This window comes from Polymorphobacter sp. PAMC 29334 (assembly GCF_019431245.1).
In the GTDB taxonomy this organism is placed as follows: Bacteria; Pseudomonadota; Alphaproteobacteria; order Sphingomonadales; family Sphingomonadaceae; genus Polymorphobacter_B; species Polymorphobacter_B megasporae.
Genome location: NZ_CP080243.1, coordinates 48,145 through 64,795 on the forward strand (window position 1 = coordinate 48,145; position 16,651 = coordinate 64,795).

The 16,651-nt window shown below is 68.2% G+C and carries 15 protein-coding genes; 5 read left to right on the forward strand and 10 right to left on the reverse strand.

From position 1 onward, the window contains the following. Window positions 1-59 precede the first annotated feature (59 nt). From argF to KZX46_RS04025, 5 genes are all read right to left on the reverse strand, one after another. Window positions 60-992 (reverse strand): ornithine carbamoyltransferase, encoded by a 933-nt coding sequence (gene argF / locus KZX46_RS04005; protein ID WP_219776833.1) that lies wholly within the window; start codon window positions 990-992, stop codon window positions 60-62. 124 nt (window positions 993-1,116) lie between these two features. Next, window positions 1,117-2,328 carry an aspartate aminotransferase family protein gene (locus tag KZX46_RS04010; RefSeq protein WP_226896082.1) on the reverse strand — a complete coding sequence of 404 codons (1,212 nt, stop codon included), beginning with the start codon at window positions 2,326-2,328 and terminating at the stop codon, window positions 1,117-1,119. Between the two features lie 193 nt (window positions 2,329-2,521). Then, on the reverse strand, window positions 2,522-3,430 hold the full coding sequence (locus KZX46_RS04015; RefSeq protein ID WP_219775592.1) for a prephenate/arogenate dehydrogenase family protein: 909 nt from the start codon (window positions 3,428-3,430) through the stop codon (window positions 2,522-2,524). Window positions 3,431-3,441: 11 nt separating this feature from the next. Further along, window positions 3,442-4,548, reverse strand: coding sequence for a histidinol-phosphate transaminase (hisC, locus tag KZX46_RS04020; RefSeq protein WP_219775593.1), 1,107 nt, complete (start codon window positions 4,546-4,548; stop codon window positions 3,442-3,444). Between the two features lie 41 nt (window positions 4,549-4,589). Next, window positions 4,590-5,558, reverse strand: a complete 969-nt coding sequence (locus tag KZX46_RS04025) for an NAD(P)H-binding protein (RefSeq protein WP_226896083.1) — start codon at window positions 5,556-5,558, stop codon at window positions 4,590-4,592. A gap of 95 nt (window positions 5,559-5,653) precedes the next feature. On the opposite strand from KZX46_RS04025, the gene KZX46_RS04030 reads away from it, so the two are divergent. From KZX46_RS04030 to metW, 4 genes are all read left to right on the forward strand, one after another. Beyond that, on the forward strand, window positions 5,654-7,816 hold the full coding sequence (locus tag KZX46_RS04030; RefSeq protein ID WP_219775595.1) for a TonB-dependent receptor: 2,163 nt from the start codon (window positions 5,654-5,656) through the stop codon (window positions 7,814-7,816). A 67-nt stretch (window positions 7,817-7,883) separates the two neighbouring features. Beyond that, window positions 7,884-9,002, forward strand: a complete 1,119-nt coding sequence (locus KZX46_RS04035) for a homoserine O-acetyltransferase (protein WP_219775596.1) — start codon at window positions 7,884-7,886, stop codon at window positions 9,000-9,002. Next, the gene (locus KZX46_RS04040) at window positions 8,999-9,430 is read left to right on the forward strand and encodes a GNAT family N-acetyltransferase (protein WP_219775597.1); all 432 of its coding nucleotides are present in this window, start codon (window positions 8,999-9,001) and stop codon (window positions 9,428-9,430) included. The genes KZX46_RS04035 and KZX46_RS04040 overlap by 4 nt, the downstream gene beginning before the upstream one ends. Further along, the gene (gene metW / locus KZX46_RS04045) at window positions 9,427-10,014 is read left to right on the forward strand and encodes a methionine biosynthesis protein MetW (RefSeq protein ID WP_219775598.1); all 588 of its coding nucleotides are present in this window, start codon (window positions 9,427-9,429) and stop codon (window positions 10,012-10,014) included. The genes KZX46_RS04040 and metW overlap by 4 nt, the downstream gene beginning before the upstream one ends. Here metW and KZX46_RS04050 read toward each other — a convergent pair. Further along, window positions 10,000-10,473 (reverse strand): hypothetical protein, encoded by a 474-nt coding sequence (locus tag KZX46_RS04050; RefSeq protein ID WP_219775599.1) that lies wholly within the window; start codon window positions 10,471-10,473, stop codon window positions 10,000-10,002. The genes metW and KZX46_RS04050 overlap by 15 nt on opposite strands. Window positions 10,474-10,570: 97 nt before the next feature. Next, window positions 10,571-11,746, reverse strand: a complete 1,176-nt coding sequence (locus tag KZX46_RS04055) for an acetyl-CoA C-acetyltransferase (RefSeq protein ID WP_219775600.1) — start codon at window positions 11,744-11,746, stop codon at window positions 10,571-10,573. A 126-nt stretch (window positions 11,747-11,872) separates the two neighbouring features. Between KZX46_RS04055 and phaR the strand changes: the two genes are divergently transcribed. After that, window positions 11,873-12,448: a polyhydroxyalkanoate synthesis repressor PhaR gene (phaR, locus tag KZX46_RS04060; protein WP_219775601.1), complete on the forward strand. Its 576-nt coding sequence runs from the start codon at window positions 11,873-11,875 to the stop codon at window positions 12,446-12,448. A 38-nt stretch (window positions 12,449-12,486) separates the two neighbouring features. Here the strand turns inward: phaR and KZX46_RS04065 are convergent, their stop codons facing one another. The 3 genes from KZX46_RS04065 to KZX46_RS04075 form a co-directional block, all read right to left on the reverse strand. Then, window positions 12,487-13,218, reverse strand: coding sequence for a hypothetical protein (locus KZX46_RS04065; RefSeq protein ID WP_219775602.1), 732 nt, complete (start codon window positions 13,216-13,218; stop codon window positions 12,487-12,489). Window positions 13,219-13,290: 72 nt separating this feature from the next. Further along, window positions 13,291-14,079, reverse strand: coding sequence for a class I SAM-dependent methyltransferase (locus KZX46_RS04070; protein WP_219775603.1), 789 nt, complete (start codon window positions 14,077-14,079; stop codon window positions 13,291-13,293). A gap of 103 nt (window positions 14,080-14,182) precedes the next feature. Continuing rightward, window positions 14,183-16,270, reverse strand: coding sequence for a S9 family peptidase (locus tag KZX46_RS04075; RefSeq protein ID WP_226896084.1), 2,088 nt, complete (start codon window positions 16,268-16,270; stop codon window positions 14,183-14,185). Between the last annotated feature and the right edge of the window lie 381 nt (window positions 16,271-16,651).

The following is a 16,651-nucleotide window of genomic DNA, read 5'->3' on the forward strand; positions in this document are numbered from 1 at the left end:
CGTGACCTTGGGTCCCCGCGTGCGCGGGAATGACAGATTAGAGGCGGCGATGAACGCCATCACCCGATCTTGCCGAGACACCACAGCACGATCGCCTTCTGGACGTGGAGGCGGTTCTCCGCCTCATCCCAGACCGCCGATTGCGGGCCGTCGATGACGTCGGCGGTGACTTCCTCGCCGCGGTGGACGGGGAGGCAGTGGAGGAAGACCGCTTGTTTGTCGGCGGCCGCCATCAGCGCCGGCGTGACCTGGAACGGGGCCATCGCCGCCATCTTGTCCTTCTCCGCTGTCTGGCCCATCGACACCCACGTGTCGGTGGCGACGACGCTGACACCCTCGACCGCCTGCAGAGCGTTGTGGAGGATATCGATGTTGCCGCCGCGCGCCTCGGCCATCGCCACGACCGCCGGGTCTGGGTCGTAGCCGTGCGGCACGCCGAGGTTGAGGTCGAAGCCCATCACGCTCGCCGCTTCGATCAGCGAATGCGCCATGTTGTTGCCGTCGCCGACCCACGCCCAGCAGGTGTCGTCGACCGGGCGGCCGAGGCGTTCCTCGACGGTCATCATGTCGGCCATCGCCTGGCACGGGTGCGTCAAGTCGGTCAGGCCGTTGATCACCGGGATCGTCGCGACCTCGCCGAGCTCCTCGATCGTCGCGTGGGTCGCGCAGCGCAGGACGATCGCGTCGACCATCCGCGACAGGACGCGCGCGGTATCGGCGACGGTCTCGCCGCGTCCGAGCTGCATGTCGTTGGCCCCGACGACGATCGTCGACCCGCCGAGCTGGCGCATCCCGACGTCGAACGAGAACCGTGTCCGCGTCGACGGCTTCTCGAAGATCGCCGCGAGGACGTGCCCGGCAAGCGGCGCGTCGGCGTCGAGCGCACCCTTCGGCAACCCGGCGCGCGCGGCCTTGCGCCGGTGCGCCTCGTCGAGGATCGTGCGGAGGCCCGCCTTGCCCGCCGTCGCGAGGTCGATGAAGTGGCGCATCAGGTCGCTCGATCGTCATCCCGGCGAAGGCCGGGACCCAACGATCCGCGCAACGCGAATTTCGTAGCACGCACAACGATGGGCCCCGGCCTACGCCGGGGTGACGATAGCGAGTTTGACCCGTGCATCACGCCGCCTTCGCCGGGGCGAAATCGCGCGCGGCGTCGGACAGGCGCTCGACGAATTCGCGGACGTGGCTCTCGTCGATGATCAGCGGCGGCAGGACGCGCACGACATTGTCGGCGGCGGCGACGGTCAGGACGCCGTAGCTGCGCGCGTGGTTGACGAAGGCGCGGCTGTCGGACTTCATCTTGATACCGAGCATCAGCCCGACGCCACGCACGCTCTCGAACAGGTCGTCGTGGTTGGGGATCATCTGCTCGATCGCCTGCCGCAGCCGGTCGCCCATGCGGCGGACATTCTCGAGGAACTCGGGGGTCGCGACGACGTCGAGGACCGCACCGCACGCCGCCATCGCCAGCGGGTTGCCGCCATAGGTCGAGCCGTGGGTGCCGACGACCATGCCCTGCGCGGCATGCTCGGTCGCGAGGCAAGCGCCAACCGGAAAGCCGCCGCCGATGCCCTTGGCGATCGCCATGATGTCGGGGGTGACGCCGAAATGCTGGTAGGCGAACAACTGCCCAGTCCGCGCGACGCCGCACTGGACCTCGTCGAAGATCAGCAGCGCGCCGTGCTCGTCGGCGAGATCGCGCAGCGTCTGGAGGAACTCGACCGACGCCGGGCGCACGCCGCCCTCGCCCTGAATCGGCTCGACCATGAAGCCGCCGACCTGTTCCGCCAGCGGTCCGGCCATGAACTCGCGGACCGCGGCGATATCGTCGAACGGCAGGACGGTGAACCAGTCGGGCAGCGGTTCGAAGCCGCCGCGCATCTTGTCCGAATCGGTCGCCGAGATCCCCGCCATCGTCCGGCCGTGGAACGCCTGGGCGAAGGTGATGATGCGAAACTTCTCGGGGTGGCCGAGGACGAACTGGCAGCGACGTGCGGTCTTGACCGCGCACTCGAATGCTTCTGCACCCGAATTGGTGAAGAACATCGTGTCGGCGAAGGTTAGGTCGACGAGGCGCTGCGCCACCGCCTGCTGCCCCGGAACCTTGTACAGGTTCGACACGTGCATCAGCGTCGCCGCCTGGTCCTGAATCGTCTTGGTCAAGTGCGGATGGCCGTGGCCGAGCGCGTTGACCGCGATCCCGGCGGCGAAGTCGAGCCAGCGGTTACCGCCCGCGTCGTACAGGTAGCAGCCTTCGCCGCGAACCGGTTCGACTTCGCAACGACCGTAGACCGGCATTACGGGGTTCATCGTGCTCGTCATCGACATGGGCAGGTGCCCTCAACGCAAAAAGGCGGTCCCAGCGACCGCCTATCGAGGTCACGATGTAGCGACTCGCTCGGTTCGGCTCAAGTCCTACGGTGATGGATAAGGCCGCACCCCGGATGAACCGGCGTGGCTCGAAACGGGCCCAAACGGACCTTCTCTCGTGTGGACTTAGCGGACTTCCGCCGAGTGCTGGTTAATCGTGGGGCCGCCCAAAGTCGGCGTCGTCGGTGTCCTGACCCGCATCAACGATCGTGCGCCGGACGTCGCGGGTCCGGGTGAACAGCGCCTCGAGCGCATCGCCGTCGCCCCAGCGGATCGCGCGCTGGAGGGCGGTCAAGTCCTCGGTGAAGCGCTGGAGGACGTCCAAGACGGCGTCCTTGTTCGACAGGAAGACGTCGCGCCACATCACCGGATCGGAGGCGGCGATGCGGGTGAAGTCGCGGAAGCCGCCCGCCGAATATTTGATGACTTCGGAACGGGTTACCGCCTCCATGTCCGACGCGGTGCCGACGATCGAGTAAGCGATCAGGTGCGGCAGGTGGCTGGTGACGGCGAGGACGAGGTCGTGGTGCGCGGCATCCATCGTCTCGACCGTCGCGCCGAGCCGCGTCCAGAAATCTCGCACCCGCTCGATCGCGACCGGGTCGGTCCCGGCGGCAGGGGTGAGGATGCACCAGCGCCCGGCGAACAGGCTGGCGAAGCCCGCGTCGGGGCCGGACTTCTCGGTCCCCGCGACCGGGTGCGCCGGGACGATCGCGATGCCGGGGAGCGCGGCGGTGAGGTCGGCGAGAACCTGCCCCTTGACCGAGCCGACGTCGGACACGACGCAGCCGGGGCTGAGATCGGCGGCGATGCTCGCGGCGACCCCGGCCATCGCCCCGACCGGCACGCACAGGATGACGAAGTCGGCATCAATCACCGCCGCCCCGGGTGAGTCGGCGACGTCGTCGGCAAGGTCGAGGTCGATCACGCGCGCGCGAACGGCGGAGTCGGCATCGGTGACGCTTAGCCGGACGGTCGGCAACCGTGCCCGGACCGCGCGGGCGAGTGACGAGCCGATCAGCCCCATGCCGATGATGCTGACGCGGGCGAAGGGGAGCATCGGCCGGGCCGTCAGCTATGCGCGGCGACGAACCGGCGCAGGCTCGCCGCCACCGCCCGCGTCTCGGCCTCGGTGCCGATTGTGATGCGGAGCGCATTCGGCAGGCCCTGCCCCGGCAGCCAGCGGACGAGGATGCCGTCGGCCATCAGCGCGGCGTTGGCGGCCTCGGCGGTGATCGGACCCTCGGCCGGGAAGGTGACGAGGATGAAGTTCGCTGCCGACGGGACCGCGCACAGTCCGGCGTTGCCGAGCGCCGCGATCTCGCCAGCGAGCCAGTGGCGCCACTGCTTGTTGTGGGCCCGCGAGACGTCGACCCAGTCGCTGTCGCCGATCGCCGCGACCGCTCCCGCGCCCCCGGCGGCGGGGACGTTGAACGGGGCGCGGACCTTGTTGAGCACGTCGATCACTGCCTGCGGCCCGTACGCCCAGCCGATTCGTTCGGCAGCGAGGCCATAAATCTTTGAGAAGGTCCGCGTCGTCACGACGTTGGGCAGGTCGCGCGCCATCGCGAAGCCGTCCTCGTAATCGGGGTCCTCGACATATTCGGCGTACGCCCCGTCGATGACGAGGAGGATGTCGGGGCGCAGCCCGGCGTGGAGGCGGTGCATCTCGGCGCGGCCGATCATCGTGCCGGTCGGGTTGTTCGGATTGGCGACGAATACCAGCCGCGTCGCCGGGGTGACGCTTGTGAGGATCTTGTCGACGTCGGTGGTGTAGTCGGTGTCGCCCGCAGCAACCGGCTCGGCCCCCGACCGGCGCGCGGCGATCGGGTATAGCGAGAAGCCGTGGACGTCGTGGACGATCTCGTCGCCCTGCCCGCAGTACGCGGTGGCGAGCAGCTGGAGCAGCTCGTCCGACCCGGTGCCGCAGACGATCCGCCCCGCGTCGAGGCCGTAGCGCGCGGCGATCGCCTCACGCAGCGCGACCGACGCCGGATCGGGATAGCGGTGCGCGTGGCCGGCCGTTGCCGCCATCGCCGCGACCGCCTTGGGCGACGGCCCGAGCGGGTTCTCGTTCGACGACAGCTTGATCGGCTCGGCAAAGCCGCCGAGCTTGGCCTTGCCGGGGACATAGGCGTGGATCGCGTCGATCCACGGTTTGACGATGGGTGCGTTCATGCCCGGCGCTTTGGCCGGTTCTGCCGCGCTCCACAAGGCGGTCAGAACACCGCGTGGTCGCCGCGCTCGTCGACCGCCTCGCCAGCGATCAATTGGGCGTAGTGATCGAACAGCGTCGCGGACCCGGTCGATGGGGTCGCGTCGGCGTCGTAGCGCCCGGTCGCGGGATCGAGCACGAGCATCGATTCGGTGGCATAATAGCGCCCGATCCGGGCGAGTTCGGCCTTTGCGGCGAGCGCGGGGACGACGCGGCCAGCGACGCCGAGGACCGCGATGATCGTGTCGAGCAGCGCTACCGGCACCCGGCTGTACCGCGGCGCCCGCCCGAGCAGCGCGAACAGCGCCTCGCCCTGCGCCTTGGGGGTGATCGCCTGCCCCGGCCCGCCAATCGGCAGGATGCGGTCCCATTTCGCGGGATCGTCGAGGCATCCCGCAATGAATGCGCCGAGATCGTCGTCGCCGATCGGCTTGCACGCGGTGAGCTGCCCGTCGCCGAACATCAGGTACGGCTTGCCGGCGCGCACCCGCTCGACCTGCCCCGACAGCGACTTGAAGAACGCGGTCGGCCGGACGATCGACCAGCGCAGCCCCGAGCGGGTCAACGCCGCCTCGAACGCGAGCTTGGCGTGCTGGAAGGCGAGGAGCGGCTTCTGCACGCAGATCGCCGATAGCAGGACGAAATGGGGGATCCCCGCCACCTGCGCCGCCGCGAGCGCATCGAGATTGGCGCGATGGTCGACCGCCCACGCATCCCGCGGCACCCCGGTTCGCGACGCGAGACACGACACGATGGCGTCGAATCGCTCGCCGCAGATGCCGTCACGCGCAACCGACCCCGGTTCGGTCACGCTACCGATCCGAAGGACTACACCATCAGGTTGCGGCGTGATGTCGCGACGACGGACGAGGGCCACCACTTCGCACCCTCGCCCAGCCAGCGCGCGAACCGTCGCACGCCCGATCGTCCCCGTCGCGCCGAGCACGAGGACGCGGTGTGGCGAATTAGCCACGTTCAAATTAACCATTCTCGGGCGAGGGTCATGCCGCTTCCCAATGCAATCGTATCCTCGCATGGTCGAGTCTTGAAACTGTTGCAAAGTGCCCGATGCGCTTACTTTTTTCCGCGGCGGTCGTTGCGTTCGCAGTCCCCGCCGGCGCCCAGATCACCGCCACCGCGCCTTCGAGCGCGGTGCCCCAAACCACGACACCCGCGGACATCGTCGTCTCCGCCGACCGCGACGCGGCGACGTCGACGATCGACCGCAAGGCGTACGCGGTCCAGCGCGACCTCGGCGCGGCCGCGGGATCGATCGCCGATGTCCTGCGCAACGTGCCGTCGGTCGATGTCGATGCGGCCGGCAATGTCAGCCTGCGCGGCGACACCAATGTCCAGGTCCTGATCGACGGCAAACCGTCGGCGCAGATGTCGCCGTCGACCCGCGCCGACGCGCTGCAATCGCTTCCGGCGAGCGGGATCGAGAGCATCGAGGTCATCACCAACCCATCGGCGCGGTACAAGGCCGACGGGTCGGGCGGGATCATCAACATCATCACGAAGAAGAACCGCAAGCCGGGCAAATCGGGAACCGCGACCGCGAACATCGGCAGCGACGCACGCTTCGGCCTCGGCGCGACGTCAGCATACCACCGGGACAAGCTCGACCTCAACGGCGCGCTGACGGTGAAGCGCACGGTCCCCGATTACCTGCTGACCGACCAGCGGACCGACATAGACGCGGTGACCGGCGCGGGGACGGGGAGCAGCCAGGAACGGCGGTACCGCGGCCACCGGACCGCGAAGATCGCGACGATCGGGGTGGGTTATGCCGTGTCGCCGGCCGACCAGCTGAGCGGCAACTTCACCTACAACGACCGCGCGGGCACGCTGCGTCGCGACGAACACGACCGGCTGTTCGACCCGGGCGGAGCGCTGGCCAGCGACTTCGACCGCGACAGCATCGGCACCGAACACGATGTCGCGACCGACGCGTCGGCGACGTACAAACACAGCTTCGCCGGCAAGGGCCATAGCCTGAGCATCGACCTGCGCTACAGCGGGGAGGCCGAGAATCAGTCGAGCCGCTTTACCAACATCTATCGCCTGCCGCTGCTGCCGACGACGAGTGACCAGCGCCGGCCGCGGTCGAACCAGCGCGAGCGCGAGGTCACCGTCGAATACGATCGGCCGATGGCGGCGGGAGCGAAGCTGGTGCTCGGCTACGACTTCGAGCGCGAAGACGACGCCTTCGACACCCACGGCGACCTCGTCGACGCGGCGACTGGGGCGGTCATGCCCGACCCGACCCAGACGAGCCGCTTCGTCTACGCGCGCGACATTCATTCGTTCTACGGGACCTACGAACGCGTCTTCGCCGAGAAGCTGACCGCGCTCGTCGGCGTCAGGGTCGAAGCGACGTCGGCGGTCGGCACCCAGGTCACCAACGCCGAAGTCGACCGGACCAGTTACGTCACTGCCTATCCGACGATCCACCTCGACTATGCACTGTCGGACACGAAGACGCTGCGGCTGAGCTACAGCCACCGGATCGTCCGGCCCGACCCCGGCGAACTCGACCCGTACCCTTTATTCAACAATCCGCTCGACCAGCACGTCGGCAATCCCGCGCTCAAGCCGCAGGAGACCGACGCGGTCGAGGGGACCTTCGCCTTTGCCCCGCACGGTGTATCGATCGAGCTCACTCCCTATTACCGGCGGACGACCAACCTGTTTTCCCAGGTCGTCCGCTTCATCACCCCGACGCAGCTGCAGACGACGCAGGCGAATCTCGGCACGTCGACCAAGGCGGGGGTCGATTTCTCGGCGAACGGCAAGCTCGGCAAGTTACTGTCGTACGGGGTCAGCGGCACGCTGTTTCACGACACGATCGACGCCGCCAATCTCGGCATCGCCGGTACCCGGCAGATTACCAGCATCACCGCCAAGGCCAACCTCGACTATCAGGCCACGCCAAAGGACATGATCCAGCTCAACGTCACCTTCAAGGGCAAGCGGCTCCTGCCGCAGGGCTACCGCCTGCCGAACACGCGCGTCGACCTTGGTTTCAGGCATCAGTTGAAGCCTGGGCTGTCGGTCGTGGCGACGCTGTCGGACGTCTTCGATTCGGCGAAGGACCCGCAGGTGTACGACACCCCGCTCCTCCATGAGGCGATCACCGGGCGCTATTCGGTCCGCGCGGCGACGATCGCTTTGTCTTGGGCGTTCGGCGGCGGCCCAAAGAAAGCGGCGAAGATCGACTATCAGGACTGATCGCCCGACCCGGGGCCCGGTCCCCCTCCGCATTGCATCGCGCGACCGCACCCCCTACCCACCCGCGATGCTCGCCACCGACCAGCGTTTCGGCCTCGACCGTCGCGTCCGGCTCCCCGGGACGTTCCAGCTCGAATCGGGCGCTACCCTCGATGGCGTCGAGGTCGGCTACGAAACCTATGGGGCGCTCGACGCGGACGGCGGCAACGCGGTCCTGATCTGCCACGCACTGACCGGCAACCAGCACGTCGCCGGGGTCGACCCGAAGACCGGGCGGCCGGGGTGGTGGGAGCGGATGGTCGGCCCGGGGCGGCCGATCGACCCGGCGCGCCATTTCATCGTGGCGACCAACGTGCTGGGCGGCTGCTCGGGATCGAGCGGCCCGGCGAGCATCGATCCTGCGACCGGTGCGCCCTTCGGCATGACGTTCCCCGTCATCACGATCCGCGACATGGTCCGCGCGCAGGCGGCGCTGCTCGACCATCTCGGCGTCGTCACGCTCGCCGCGGTCGTCGGCGGATCGATGGGCGGGATGCAGGCGCTCGACTGGGCGGTCGCCTACCCCGACCGCGTCCGTGCGGTCGTCGCGATCGCCACCGCGGCGCGGCATTCGGCGCAGAACATCGCGTATCACGAGGTCGGGCGGCAGGCGATCATGGCCGACCCCAACTGGCGCCGCGGAGCCTACCACGCCGGGCCGCCCCCTGCCGCCGGGCTCGCAGTCGCGCGGATGGCGGCGCACATCACCTATCTGTCGGAGGAGGGGCTGACCGCGAAGTTCGGACGCGCGCTGCAGGACCGGTCGGAGGTGTCGTTCGGCTTCGACGCCGATTTCCAGGTCGAATCGTACCTGCGCCACCAGGGCCTGAGCTTCGTCGAGCGGTTCGACGCCAACTCGTACCTCTACATCACCCGTGCGACCGACTATTTCGACCTTGCCGCGCCGCACGACGGGCGGCTGGCCGAAGCGTTTGCGGGGACGAAGACGCGCTTCGCGGTCATCTCGTTCACCAGCGACTGGCTCTACCCGACCGCCGAGGCCCGGCGGATCGTCCGCGCGTTGAACGCCGCCAATGCCCGCGTTAGCTTCGTCGAGCTCGATTCGCCGCACGGCCACGACGCCTTCCTCCTCGACACCCCGGCGATGAACCGCGTCGTCGACGGCTTCCTGCGGGCCGGCGAATGATCGAGCTGTCCGATAACAAGGCGCGGCTCGACATCGCGCGCATCCACGGCTGGCTCGCGTCGAGCTATTGGTCGCCGGGAATTGCGCGCAGCCTCGTCGAGCGCGCAATCGCCGGATCGCATTGCCTTGGCGCCTATGCCGAAGGGGGGCAGGTCGGCTTCGCCCGCGTCATCACCGACTATGCGACCTTCGCGTGGATCGCCGACGTCTGGGTCGACGACAGCGTTCGCGGGCAGGGATTGGGGCGGAGCTTGACGCGCTGGTTCGTCGACCATCCCGACTTCGCCGGGATCCGACGCTTCGGCCTTGTTACCAAAGACGCGCACGGGGTTTACGCCGAGGTCGGCTTCGCACCGCTCGCGCGGCCTGACCGCTTCATGGAGCGGATGTCGCCCGAATACGCGATGCTGCTGGCAAGCCAGTCGTGACGCTCCGCGCCGACCTCGCCGCAATCGCCGACGCCGTCCCCGCGGGAGCGCGCGTCCTCGACGTCGGTTGCGGTGACGGCGCGTTGCTCGCGGCGTTGCAGCGCGACAAGGGCGTCGACGGGCGCGGGATCGAGTTGTCGGGGGCGAATGTCGCCGCTGCGGTCGAGCGCGGATTGTCGATCGTCCAGGGCGACGCCGACGCCGACCTCGCCGACTACCCGTCGCACGCCTTCGATGTCGCGATCCTGTCGGACACGCTGCAGGCGATGCGCTCACCCGAGACGGTGCTTGCCGAGCTGTTGCGGATCGCGCGGACGGCGGTAATCTCCTTTCCCAATTTCGGCCATTGGCGGGTGCGGCTGAGCCTCCTCGTCGGCGGGCGGATGCCGATGACGGCGGCGCTGCCGGTGCCGTGGTACGCGACGCCGAATATCCATCTGTGCTCGATCGACGACTTCCGCGCGCTCGCGGCCAAACTCGACGTCACCGTCGAGGGGGCGACCTTCCTCAGTCGCGGACGACGGCTGACATGGGCGGAGAACCTCCGCGCCGAGCAGGCGGTGTTCGTCCTAAGCCGGGGATAGGCGCGCGAGAGCAGCGGTTCCGCCGCCGCCGATCGGGGCCAACCCGTCGCGCTTGGTCGCGCGGACGACGTGGACCCCGGCGACCTTGGTCCACTCGCCCGGCTCGAACATCGCCGCGTCGAGCAGCTTGGTCAGGCTGCTACGCGAATGATGCGCCCCGCCAAAGCCGGTTTCGCGCGGGATTAGTGCGCGGCGCGGGACGACCGCGACGAGCACCCCCGCCGGGCCGAGTACCCGCCACAGTTCACGCAAGCCCGGGGGTTCGAGCGGAGTCATCGCCAGCGCGGCGTCGAATACCCCCTCGACGAACGGCAGGCGGAGCGGATCGGCGTCGACCGTGATCGACAGCCCGGCGGGCCACGCGGCATCGCCGACGAGCGCGGCATACGCTACCAGCGCGACATCGGCGGGATCGAAGACCGCGCTACCGCCAAGCGCGAGCAACCGCGTCGTCGGCATCAGCGGCAGCACCGCGCGGACGGCGTCGCGGATGTCTGGATCGATCGTCGTGACCTCAACTCCCCCGTCGGCGCACCGCCAGTCTAGCGGGCGGAGGTCAGTCGCGCTCGATGCACATCGCGATGCCCATGCCGCCGCCGATGCACAGCGTCGCCAGCCCCTTCTTGGCGTCGCGCTTGCCCATCTCATACAGCAGGGTCGTCAGCACCCGCGCGCCGCTCGCCCCGATTGGGTGGCCGATCGCGATCGCGCCGCCGTTGACGTTGACCTTCGCCGGGTCGAGCCCGAGTTCTTGCCCGACCGCGAGCGCCTGCGCGGCGAACGCCTCGTTGGCCTCGATCAGGTCGAGGTCGGCGACGGTCCAGCCGGCCTTGGCGAGCGCCTTCTGCGACGCGGTCACCGGGCCGATGCCCATCACGCTCGGATCGACCCCCGTCGACGCCCAGCTCGCGATCCTCCCGAGGATGGTCGAGCCGCGGCGCTTCGCCTCGTCCGCTGTCATCAGCACGAGCGCGGCGGCGCCGTCGTTGATCCCGCTGGCGTTGGCCGCAGTGACGGTGCCGTCCTTCTTGAACGCGCCCTTCAATCCCGACACGCTTTCGATCGTCGCGCCGTCGCGGATATATTCGTCGGTGTCGACGACCGTGTCGCCCTTGCGGCCCTTGATCGTCACCGGTGCGATCTCGTCCTTGAAGCGTCCCGCCGCGCGCGCCGCGCTCGCCTTGTTCTGCGAGGCGACGGCGAAGGCGTCCTGCTTCTCGCGGGTCACCTGGTACTGCTCCGCGACGTTTTCGGCGGTGATGCCCATGTGATAGCCGTTGAAGGCGTCCCACAGTCCGTCCTTGATCATCGTGTCGACGAGCTCGACCGCGCCCATCTTGGTGCCGGTCCGCAGCGCCTGCGCGTGGGTCGACTGGCTCATGCTCTCCTGCCCGCCGGCGATGACGACGATGGCGTCGCCCGCCATGATCGCCTGTGCGCCGAGCGCGACCGCGCGCAGACCGCTGCCGCAGACCTGGTTGACGCCCCACGCCGGGGTTTCCTTGGCGATACCGGCGTTGATCGCCGCCTGCCGCGCCGGGTTCTGCCCCTGCGCCGCGGTCAACACCTGCCCCATGATGACCTCGTCGACCTCGTCGGCCCCAACGCCCGATTGCGCCAGCGCCGCCATGATCGCCTGCCGCCCGAGTTCGTGCGCGGGGACGGTGCCGAACGCGCCCATGAAGCTGCCGACCGGGGTCCGTTTTGCAGCGGTGATGACGATGTCGGTCATGGCTCAGGCTCCCAAGGAATTGTCCTTGGCATCTAGGCGCGTTCACCAAGCGATGCCAGTAGGCCCGCGTTGCGGCGCAGCACAGGTTTGTGCTAGTGCAACATATTAACTTTTCTGGGAATCACGATGGATCAAGTGCGCTCCGCCGACCCGGCCAAACAAATCCCGGTCGTGATCAAGAAATACGCCAACCGCCGCCTCTATAACACCGACACCTCGAGCTACATCACCCTCGAGCATCTCGCCGTGATGACCCGGCAGGGCCGCGATTTCCAGGTGTTCGACGCGAAGACCGGCGAGGATATCACGCATAACGTCCTGACGCAGATCGTCATGGACGGCGAAAACGGCGGCCAGACGATGCTGCCGGTGCCGTTCCTCCGCCAGCTCATCGCGATGTACGGTGATTCGATGCAGTCGATGGTGCCGCACTATCTCGAGGCATCGATGGCGGCGTTTGCCAAGAACCAGGCGCAGTTCCGTGACTCGGTTGCGGGCGCGTTCGGCGGTGCGGCATTCAAGCCGTTCGAGACGCTCGCCAAGCAGAACATGGCGATGTTCCAGGCCGCCGCCGACATGTTGACGGGCCGCGCTGCGCTGGTGAAGTCTGAACCGGCGAAGGCGGAGACGGGCGAGCTCGACGCGCTTAAGGCGCAGATGGTGACGCTGCAGGCGCAGCTGGAGAAGTTGAGCAAGGTCTAGGTCGGGCGGCCGACCGCGCCGCGGCACTGCCGCCGCAGCTACTGAGCGACCTTGTAGCTCTCGAGCTCCGACGTTCGGCTCTCGCTGCGCAAGCCGCCGGAATCATACGTCTCCTCGACGATCTTGACCGCGCGCTTGACCGCGGGGACGTACCAGAACGCCTTATAGATCCGGCCCGTCGCGTCGCGCGGCTGTTGCCGGTCGATGCGGTTGGCGACGGCAACGCCCTGCGCGTCGCTCCTCGTCGTCGCGACGCCCGTCACCGCCCGCGCCAGCGTCGCCGTCCAATTCCCCGTGGCCTCGATCTTCACGGCGTCGAACGTTCCCGCCGGAACGGTCACGCGCTCGACGCCGACCACCTTGTAGGTCGTCACCCAATGCTCGGTGGTCAGAAGGCGGTTCGGGTTCGACTCGCTATAGTCGACCGTCCACGTCTTGCCAGCCGTCAACGGGAAGTCGAACGGCCGGTTGACGACCTGTTCGTGGCCATCGACGCTGCGGAAGCGCGACCAGTCGCTGCCGACGAGAAGCTCGGTCGGCTGGAGCGGCGAGTCCGAGGCGTGGACTTTCAAGACGATCGCATCGGCCTGCGTCCGCACGACGCTTCTCTCGTCGTGGGTCTCCGAGAAACGGCCCCGCAGTTCGATGCTGTTCTTGTACCGCCAGATATCATCGGCATGAACGGTCGGCCGCGACGCCGGCAGCCCGAGCGCCGGTCCGGACACCGCGCTCGCCTCCAAAAGGCTCAGGACGATCAACGCTATCGACATCAGACCCGCTCCACCCCGTTCGACAACTGCATAGCCGAGACGCCGATCAACGATTGTACGAAGGCGGACGCCCTACGGCTTGACGAACTTCAGCGTCATCCGGTCGCTCTCGCCGATCGCCGCGTACTTCGCCCGGTCCTTGTCGCCGAGCTGATACGTCGGCGGCAGGGTCCAGACGCCGTCGGGATAGTCGGCGGTGTCCTTGGGGTTGGCGTTGACCTCCGACGCGCCGGCGAACTTAAACCCGGCGGCTTCGGCGAGGCGCTTGACCGTCGACACCTTCATATAGCCGCTCGTCGCCTCACGGTTGGCGGGCGCATTTTCGGGCAGGCGGTGCTCGACGACGCCGAGGCCCCCTCCGTGCTTGAGCGCGGCGTAGAACGACTTGAACGTCTCGGGCCCGTAGCCGCCGGTGACGTAATTGTGGATCTCGCGGAAGGTGAGCACCATGTCGGCGCTGCCCGGCTTGGCGATGTCATAATGGTCCTTGCCGAACGTCGTCACCTCGACCTTGCCGTAGTTCGCGGGATCGGCGTCGAGCTTGGCCTTGAACTTGGCGACCGACTTCGCGCCGCCCTCGGTCCCGCCCCACGCCCCGGCACCAATGTAGCGGCCATGATCGCGGAGATAAGGCGCGAGGATCTCGGTGTACCAGCCGCCCGACGGGGTGATCTCGACGACGGTCATGGCCGGCTTCAAGCCGAAGAATTTGAGCGTCTCGACGGGGTGGCGATACTGGTCGCGCGCCTTGTTCGCCTCCGACCGCTGCGGCCCGGCGAGGATCGCCGCCATGTCGGCGGGGGCGGCGACTGCGGGCGCGGCGATCGCGATGACGGCGAACACGATCGGCAAAAAGCGCATGGAGAATCCTCGGTTGCAGGCTTGAACAGCTTAATCGGGTGTGACGCGGGGAGCTAAGACTTTCGCGCCGCGAGGAAGGACTGAAGCCGCGCCTTGCGGTCGCTCACGCTTTTGCCTCGAACGCCGCGAGAAGAAAGGCGAACTCCTCCGCCGTCTCGCGCAGCGATTCGAAGCGCCCCGACTTGCCGCCGTGGCCCGCGCCCATGTTGGTCTTGAGCAGCAGCGGATTGGCGTCGGTCTTGGTCGCGCGCAGCTTCGCCGCCCACTTCGCCGGCTCCCAGTAGGTCACGCGCGGATCGTTCAACCCGGCGGTGATCAGGATCGGCGGGTAATCCTGCGCCGTCACATTGTCGTACGGCGAGTAGGCCGCGATCTGGCGGTAGACTTCGGCGTCCTCGCCCGGATTGCCCCATTCGGGCCACTCGATCGGCGTCAGCGGCAGCGAGCCGTCGAGCATCGTCCCCAGCACATCGACGAACGGCACGTCGGCGACGACCGCGCGCCACAGCCCGGGGTCGGTGTTGGCCACGACCCCCATCAGCGTCCCGCCCGCCGACCCGCCCGAGATCGAGATATTGCCCGCGCTCGCGAACCCTGCCGCGATCAGCGCATGCGCGCTCGCGACGAAATCGGTGAAGGTGTTGGTCCGCTCGGTCAGCTTGCCGTCGAGATACCAGCGATACCCCATGTCGTCGCCGCCGCGGACGTGCGCGATAGCGTAGGCGAAGCCGCGGTCGAGCAGGCTCAATCGCGACGCCGAGAATGACGGCGGGATCGCCAGCCCGTAAGCGCCATAGCCGTACAGATGGAGCCGCCCCGACCCGTCGCGGGGGAAGTCGGCGCGATAGACCACCGACACCGGGACGAGCGTCACGTCGGCGGCGGGGGCCATCAGCCGTTCGGTGCGGTACGCGCTGGCGTCGTAGCCGCTCGGGACGTCCTGGACCTTGCGGACGATCAGGCGGTCGGCGGCGACGTCGTAATCGTACACCGTCGACGGCGTCACCATCGAACTGTAGCCGAGGCGGAGCAGCGGCGCGTCGGGCTCGGGGTTCGACCCGATGCCGACGGTGTAGCTCGCCTCGGGGAAGGCGATCTTGGTCTCGCGCGCATCATCGTACCGGAGGAGCACCCCGTCGAGGCCGTCGACGCGCTCCGAGATCGCGAGATACGAGGCGAAAGCGGTCAGTCCGCGCAGATAGACGCGGTCGTCGCCGGGGATCAGGTCGGTCCACTCGCCGGGCGCGGCGAGGGTCGCGATGGCGATGCGGAAGTTGACGTGGGTGTCGTTGGTCCTGACGAAGACCGTCTCGCCGCGAACATCGAGATCGTATTCGCGGCCGGTCTCGCGCGGGCTGACGAGGACCGGCGGGGCGGCGGGGTCGCTCGTCGGGATCAGCCGGACCTCGCTGGTGACATGGTCGGCAGCGGTGATGAGGAAATGCGAGCGGTCGGTCGAGCGGTCGAGGCCGACGAAGAAGCTCGCATCGGCTTCCTCGTACAGCACTGCGTCGTCCTCGGAGCCTGCGGCCTCGCCGAGCCGGTGGAGGCGGACGCGGTACGGCCGCCACGCGTCATTCACCTCGGTCCACGCGAAGCTCGCCGAGTCGGCGGCCCAGACCGCAACCCCGATCGCAGTCGTCGCGACGAGCGTGTCGGCCCCGGTCGACAGGTCGCGGAGGTACAGCTTGAAGCGCTCCGACCCGTCATCGTCGGCGGTCCACGCGGCGAGCGCGCCGTCGGGCGACACCGAAATCCCGGCGAGACGGAAATACTCCTTGCCCGCGGCCTCGTCGGGCTCGCTGAGGATGACGGCGTCGTCGCCCCCGGCGGCGGGGCGGCGCAGCCATATCCGGTACTGCCCGCCCGCGTCGAAACGCCACCAATAGTCGAACGCCCCGTCGCGCACCGGCACCCCGGAATCGTCGTCCTTCACCCGCCCCTTGAGCTCGGCGAACAGCGTGTCGACGGTCGCGGCGTGCGGGGCCATCCACGCGTCGAACCAGGCGTTTTCCTCGGCGAGATAGCCGAGCACGGTCGCGTCCTCGACCTTCGGATAGCCGGGATCACGCAGCCAGTCGTACGGATCGTCGCGGACGATGCCGTGGTGGGTGGTCGAATGCGGAATGCAGGCGGCGACGGGGGGCTTGGTCATCCGGCGCATGTAGTGCGGGCGCGGGCGCGGGGCCATGGCGGGACGATATAGCGCTGTCCTACACCCCGGCGTGACGGGTAATGTTTGCGCGTCGGGCAACCGGCGGATCGAGTCGCCACCGGGCGGCGGTTTTCGATTCTTTTCTCATTGTTGGTCGCGATGTTTTTTTGCATTTCCTGCTCCTCCCTCTCTTTCTGGCTCCCCTCCCCTTCAGGGGAGGGGTCGGGGGTGGGGCAGTCGCCACAGACCCTCTACCCAAGCAAGCCCACCCCCGGGCCACGCCAAGCGGCGCGTCTCTCGCCCCTCCCCTGAAGGGGAGGGGAGGCAGATCGAAAGTCAAAATCCGATGCGAAGTCGATGTCCATTTCCCTGAACTTCGTGTGACCTTTCAAATCCGCCACCAGCAACCACCACCGC

What these genes read in the sequence shown, in the direction of transcription:
- KZX46_RS04010 (WP_226896082.1), bottom strand. Translation starts at nt 2,328, where the DNA reads ATGTCGATGACGAGCACGATGAACCCCGTAATGCCGGTCTACGGTCGT.
- KZX46_RS04015 (WP_219775592.1), bottom strand. Translation starts at nt 3,430, where the DNA reads ATGCTCCCCTTCGCCCGCGTCAGCATCATCGGCATGGGGCTGATCGGC.
- hisC (WP_219775593.1), bottom strand. Translation starts at nt 4,548, where the DNA reads ATGAACGCACCCATCGTCAAACCGTGGATCGACGCGATCCACGCCTAT.
- KZX46_RS04030 (WP_219775595.1), top strand. Translation starts at nt 5,654, where the DNA reads ATGCGCTTACTTTTTTCCGCGGCGGTCGTTGCGTTCGCAGTCCCCGCC.
- KZX46_RS04035 (WP_219775596.1), top strand. Translation starts at nt 7,884, where the DNA reads ATGCTCGCCACCGACCAGCGTTTCGGCCTCGACCGTCGCGTCCGGCTC.
- KZX46_RS04040 (WP_219775597.1), top strand. Translation starts at nt 8,999, where the DNA reads ATGATCGAGCTGTCCGATAACAAGGCGCGGCTCGACATCGCGCGCATC.
- KZX46_RS04050 (WP_219775599.1), bottom strand. Translation starts at nt 10,473, where the DNA reads ATGCCGACGACGCGGTTGCTCGCGCTTGGCGGTAGCGCGGTCTTCGAT.
- KZX46_RS04055 (WP_219775600.1), bottom strand. Translation starts at nt 11,746, where the DNA reads ATGACCGACATCGTCATCACCGCTGCAAAACGGACCCCGGTCGGCAGC.
- phaR (WP_219775601.1), top strand. Translation starts at nt 11,873, where the DNA reads ATGGATCAAGTGCGCTCCGCCGACCCGGCCAAACAAATCCCGGTCGTG.
- KZX46_RS04065 (WP_219775602.1), bottom strand. Translation starts at nt 13,218, where the DNA reads ATGTCGATAGCGTTGATCGTCCTGAGCCTTTTGGAGGCGAGCGCGGTG.
- KZX46_RS04070 (WP_219775603.1), bottom strand. Translation starts at nt 14,079, where the DNA reads ATGCGCTTTTTGCCGATCGTGTTCGCCGTCATCGCGATCGCCGCGCCC.
- KZX46_RS04075 (WP_226896084.1), bottom strand. Translation starts at nt 16,270, where the DNA reads ATGGCCCCGCGCCCGCGCCCGCACTACATGCGCCGGATGACCAAGCCC.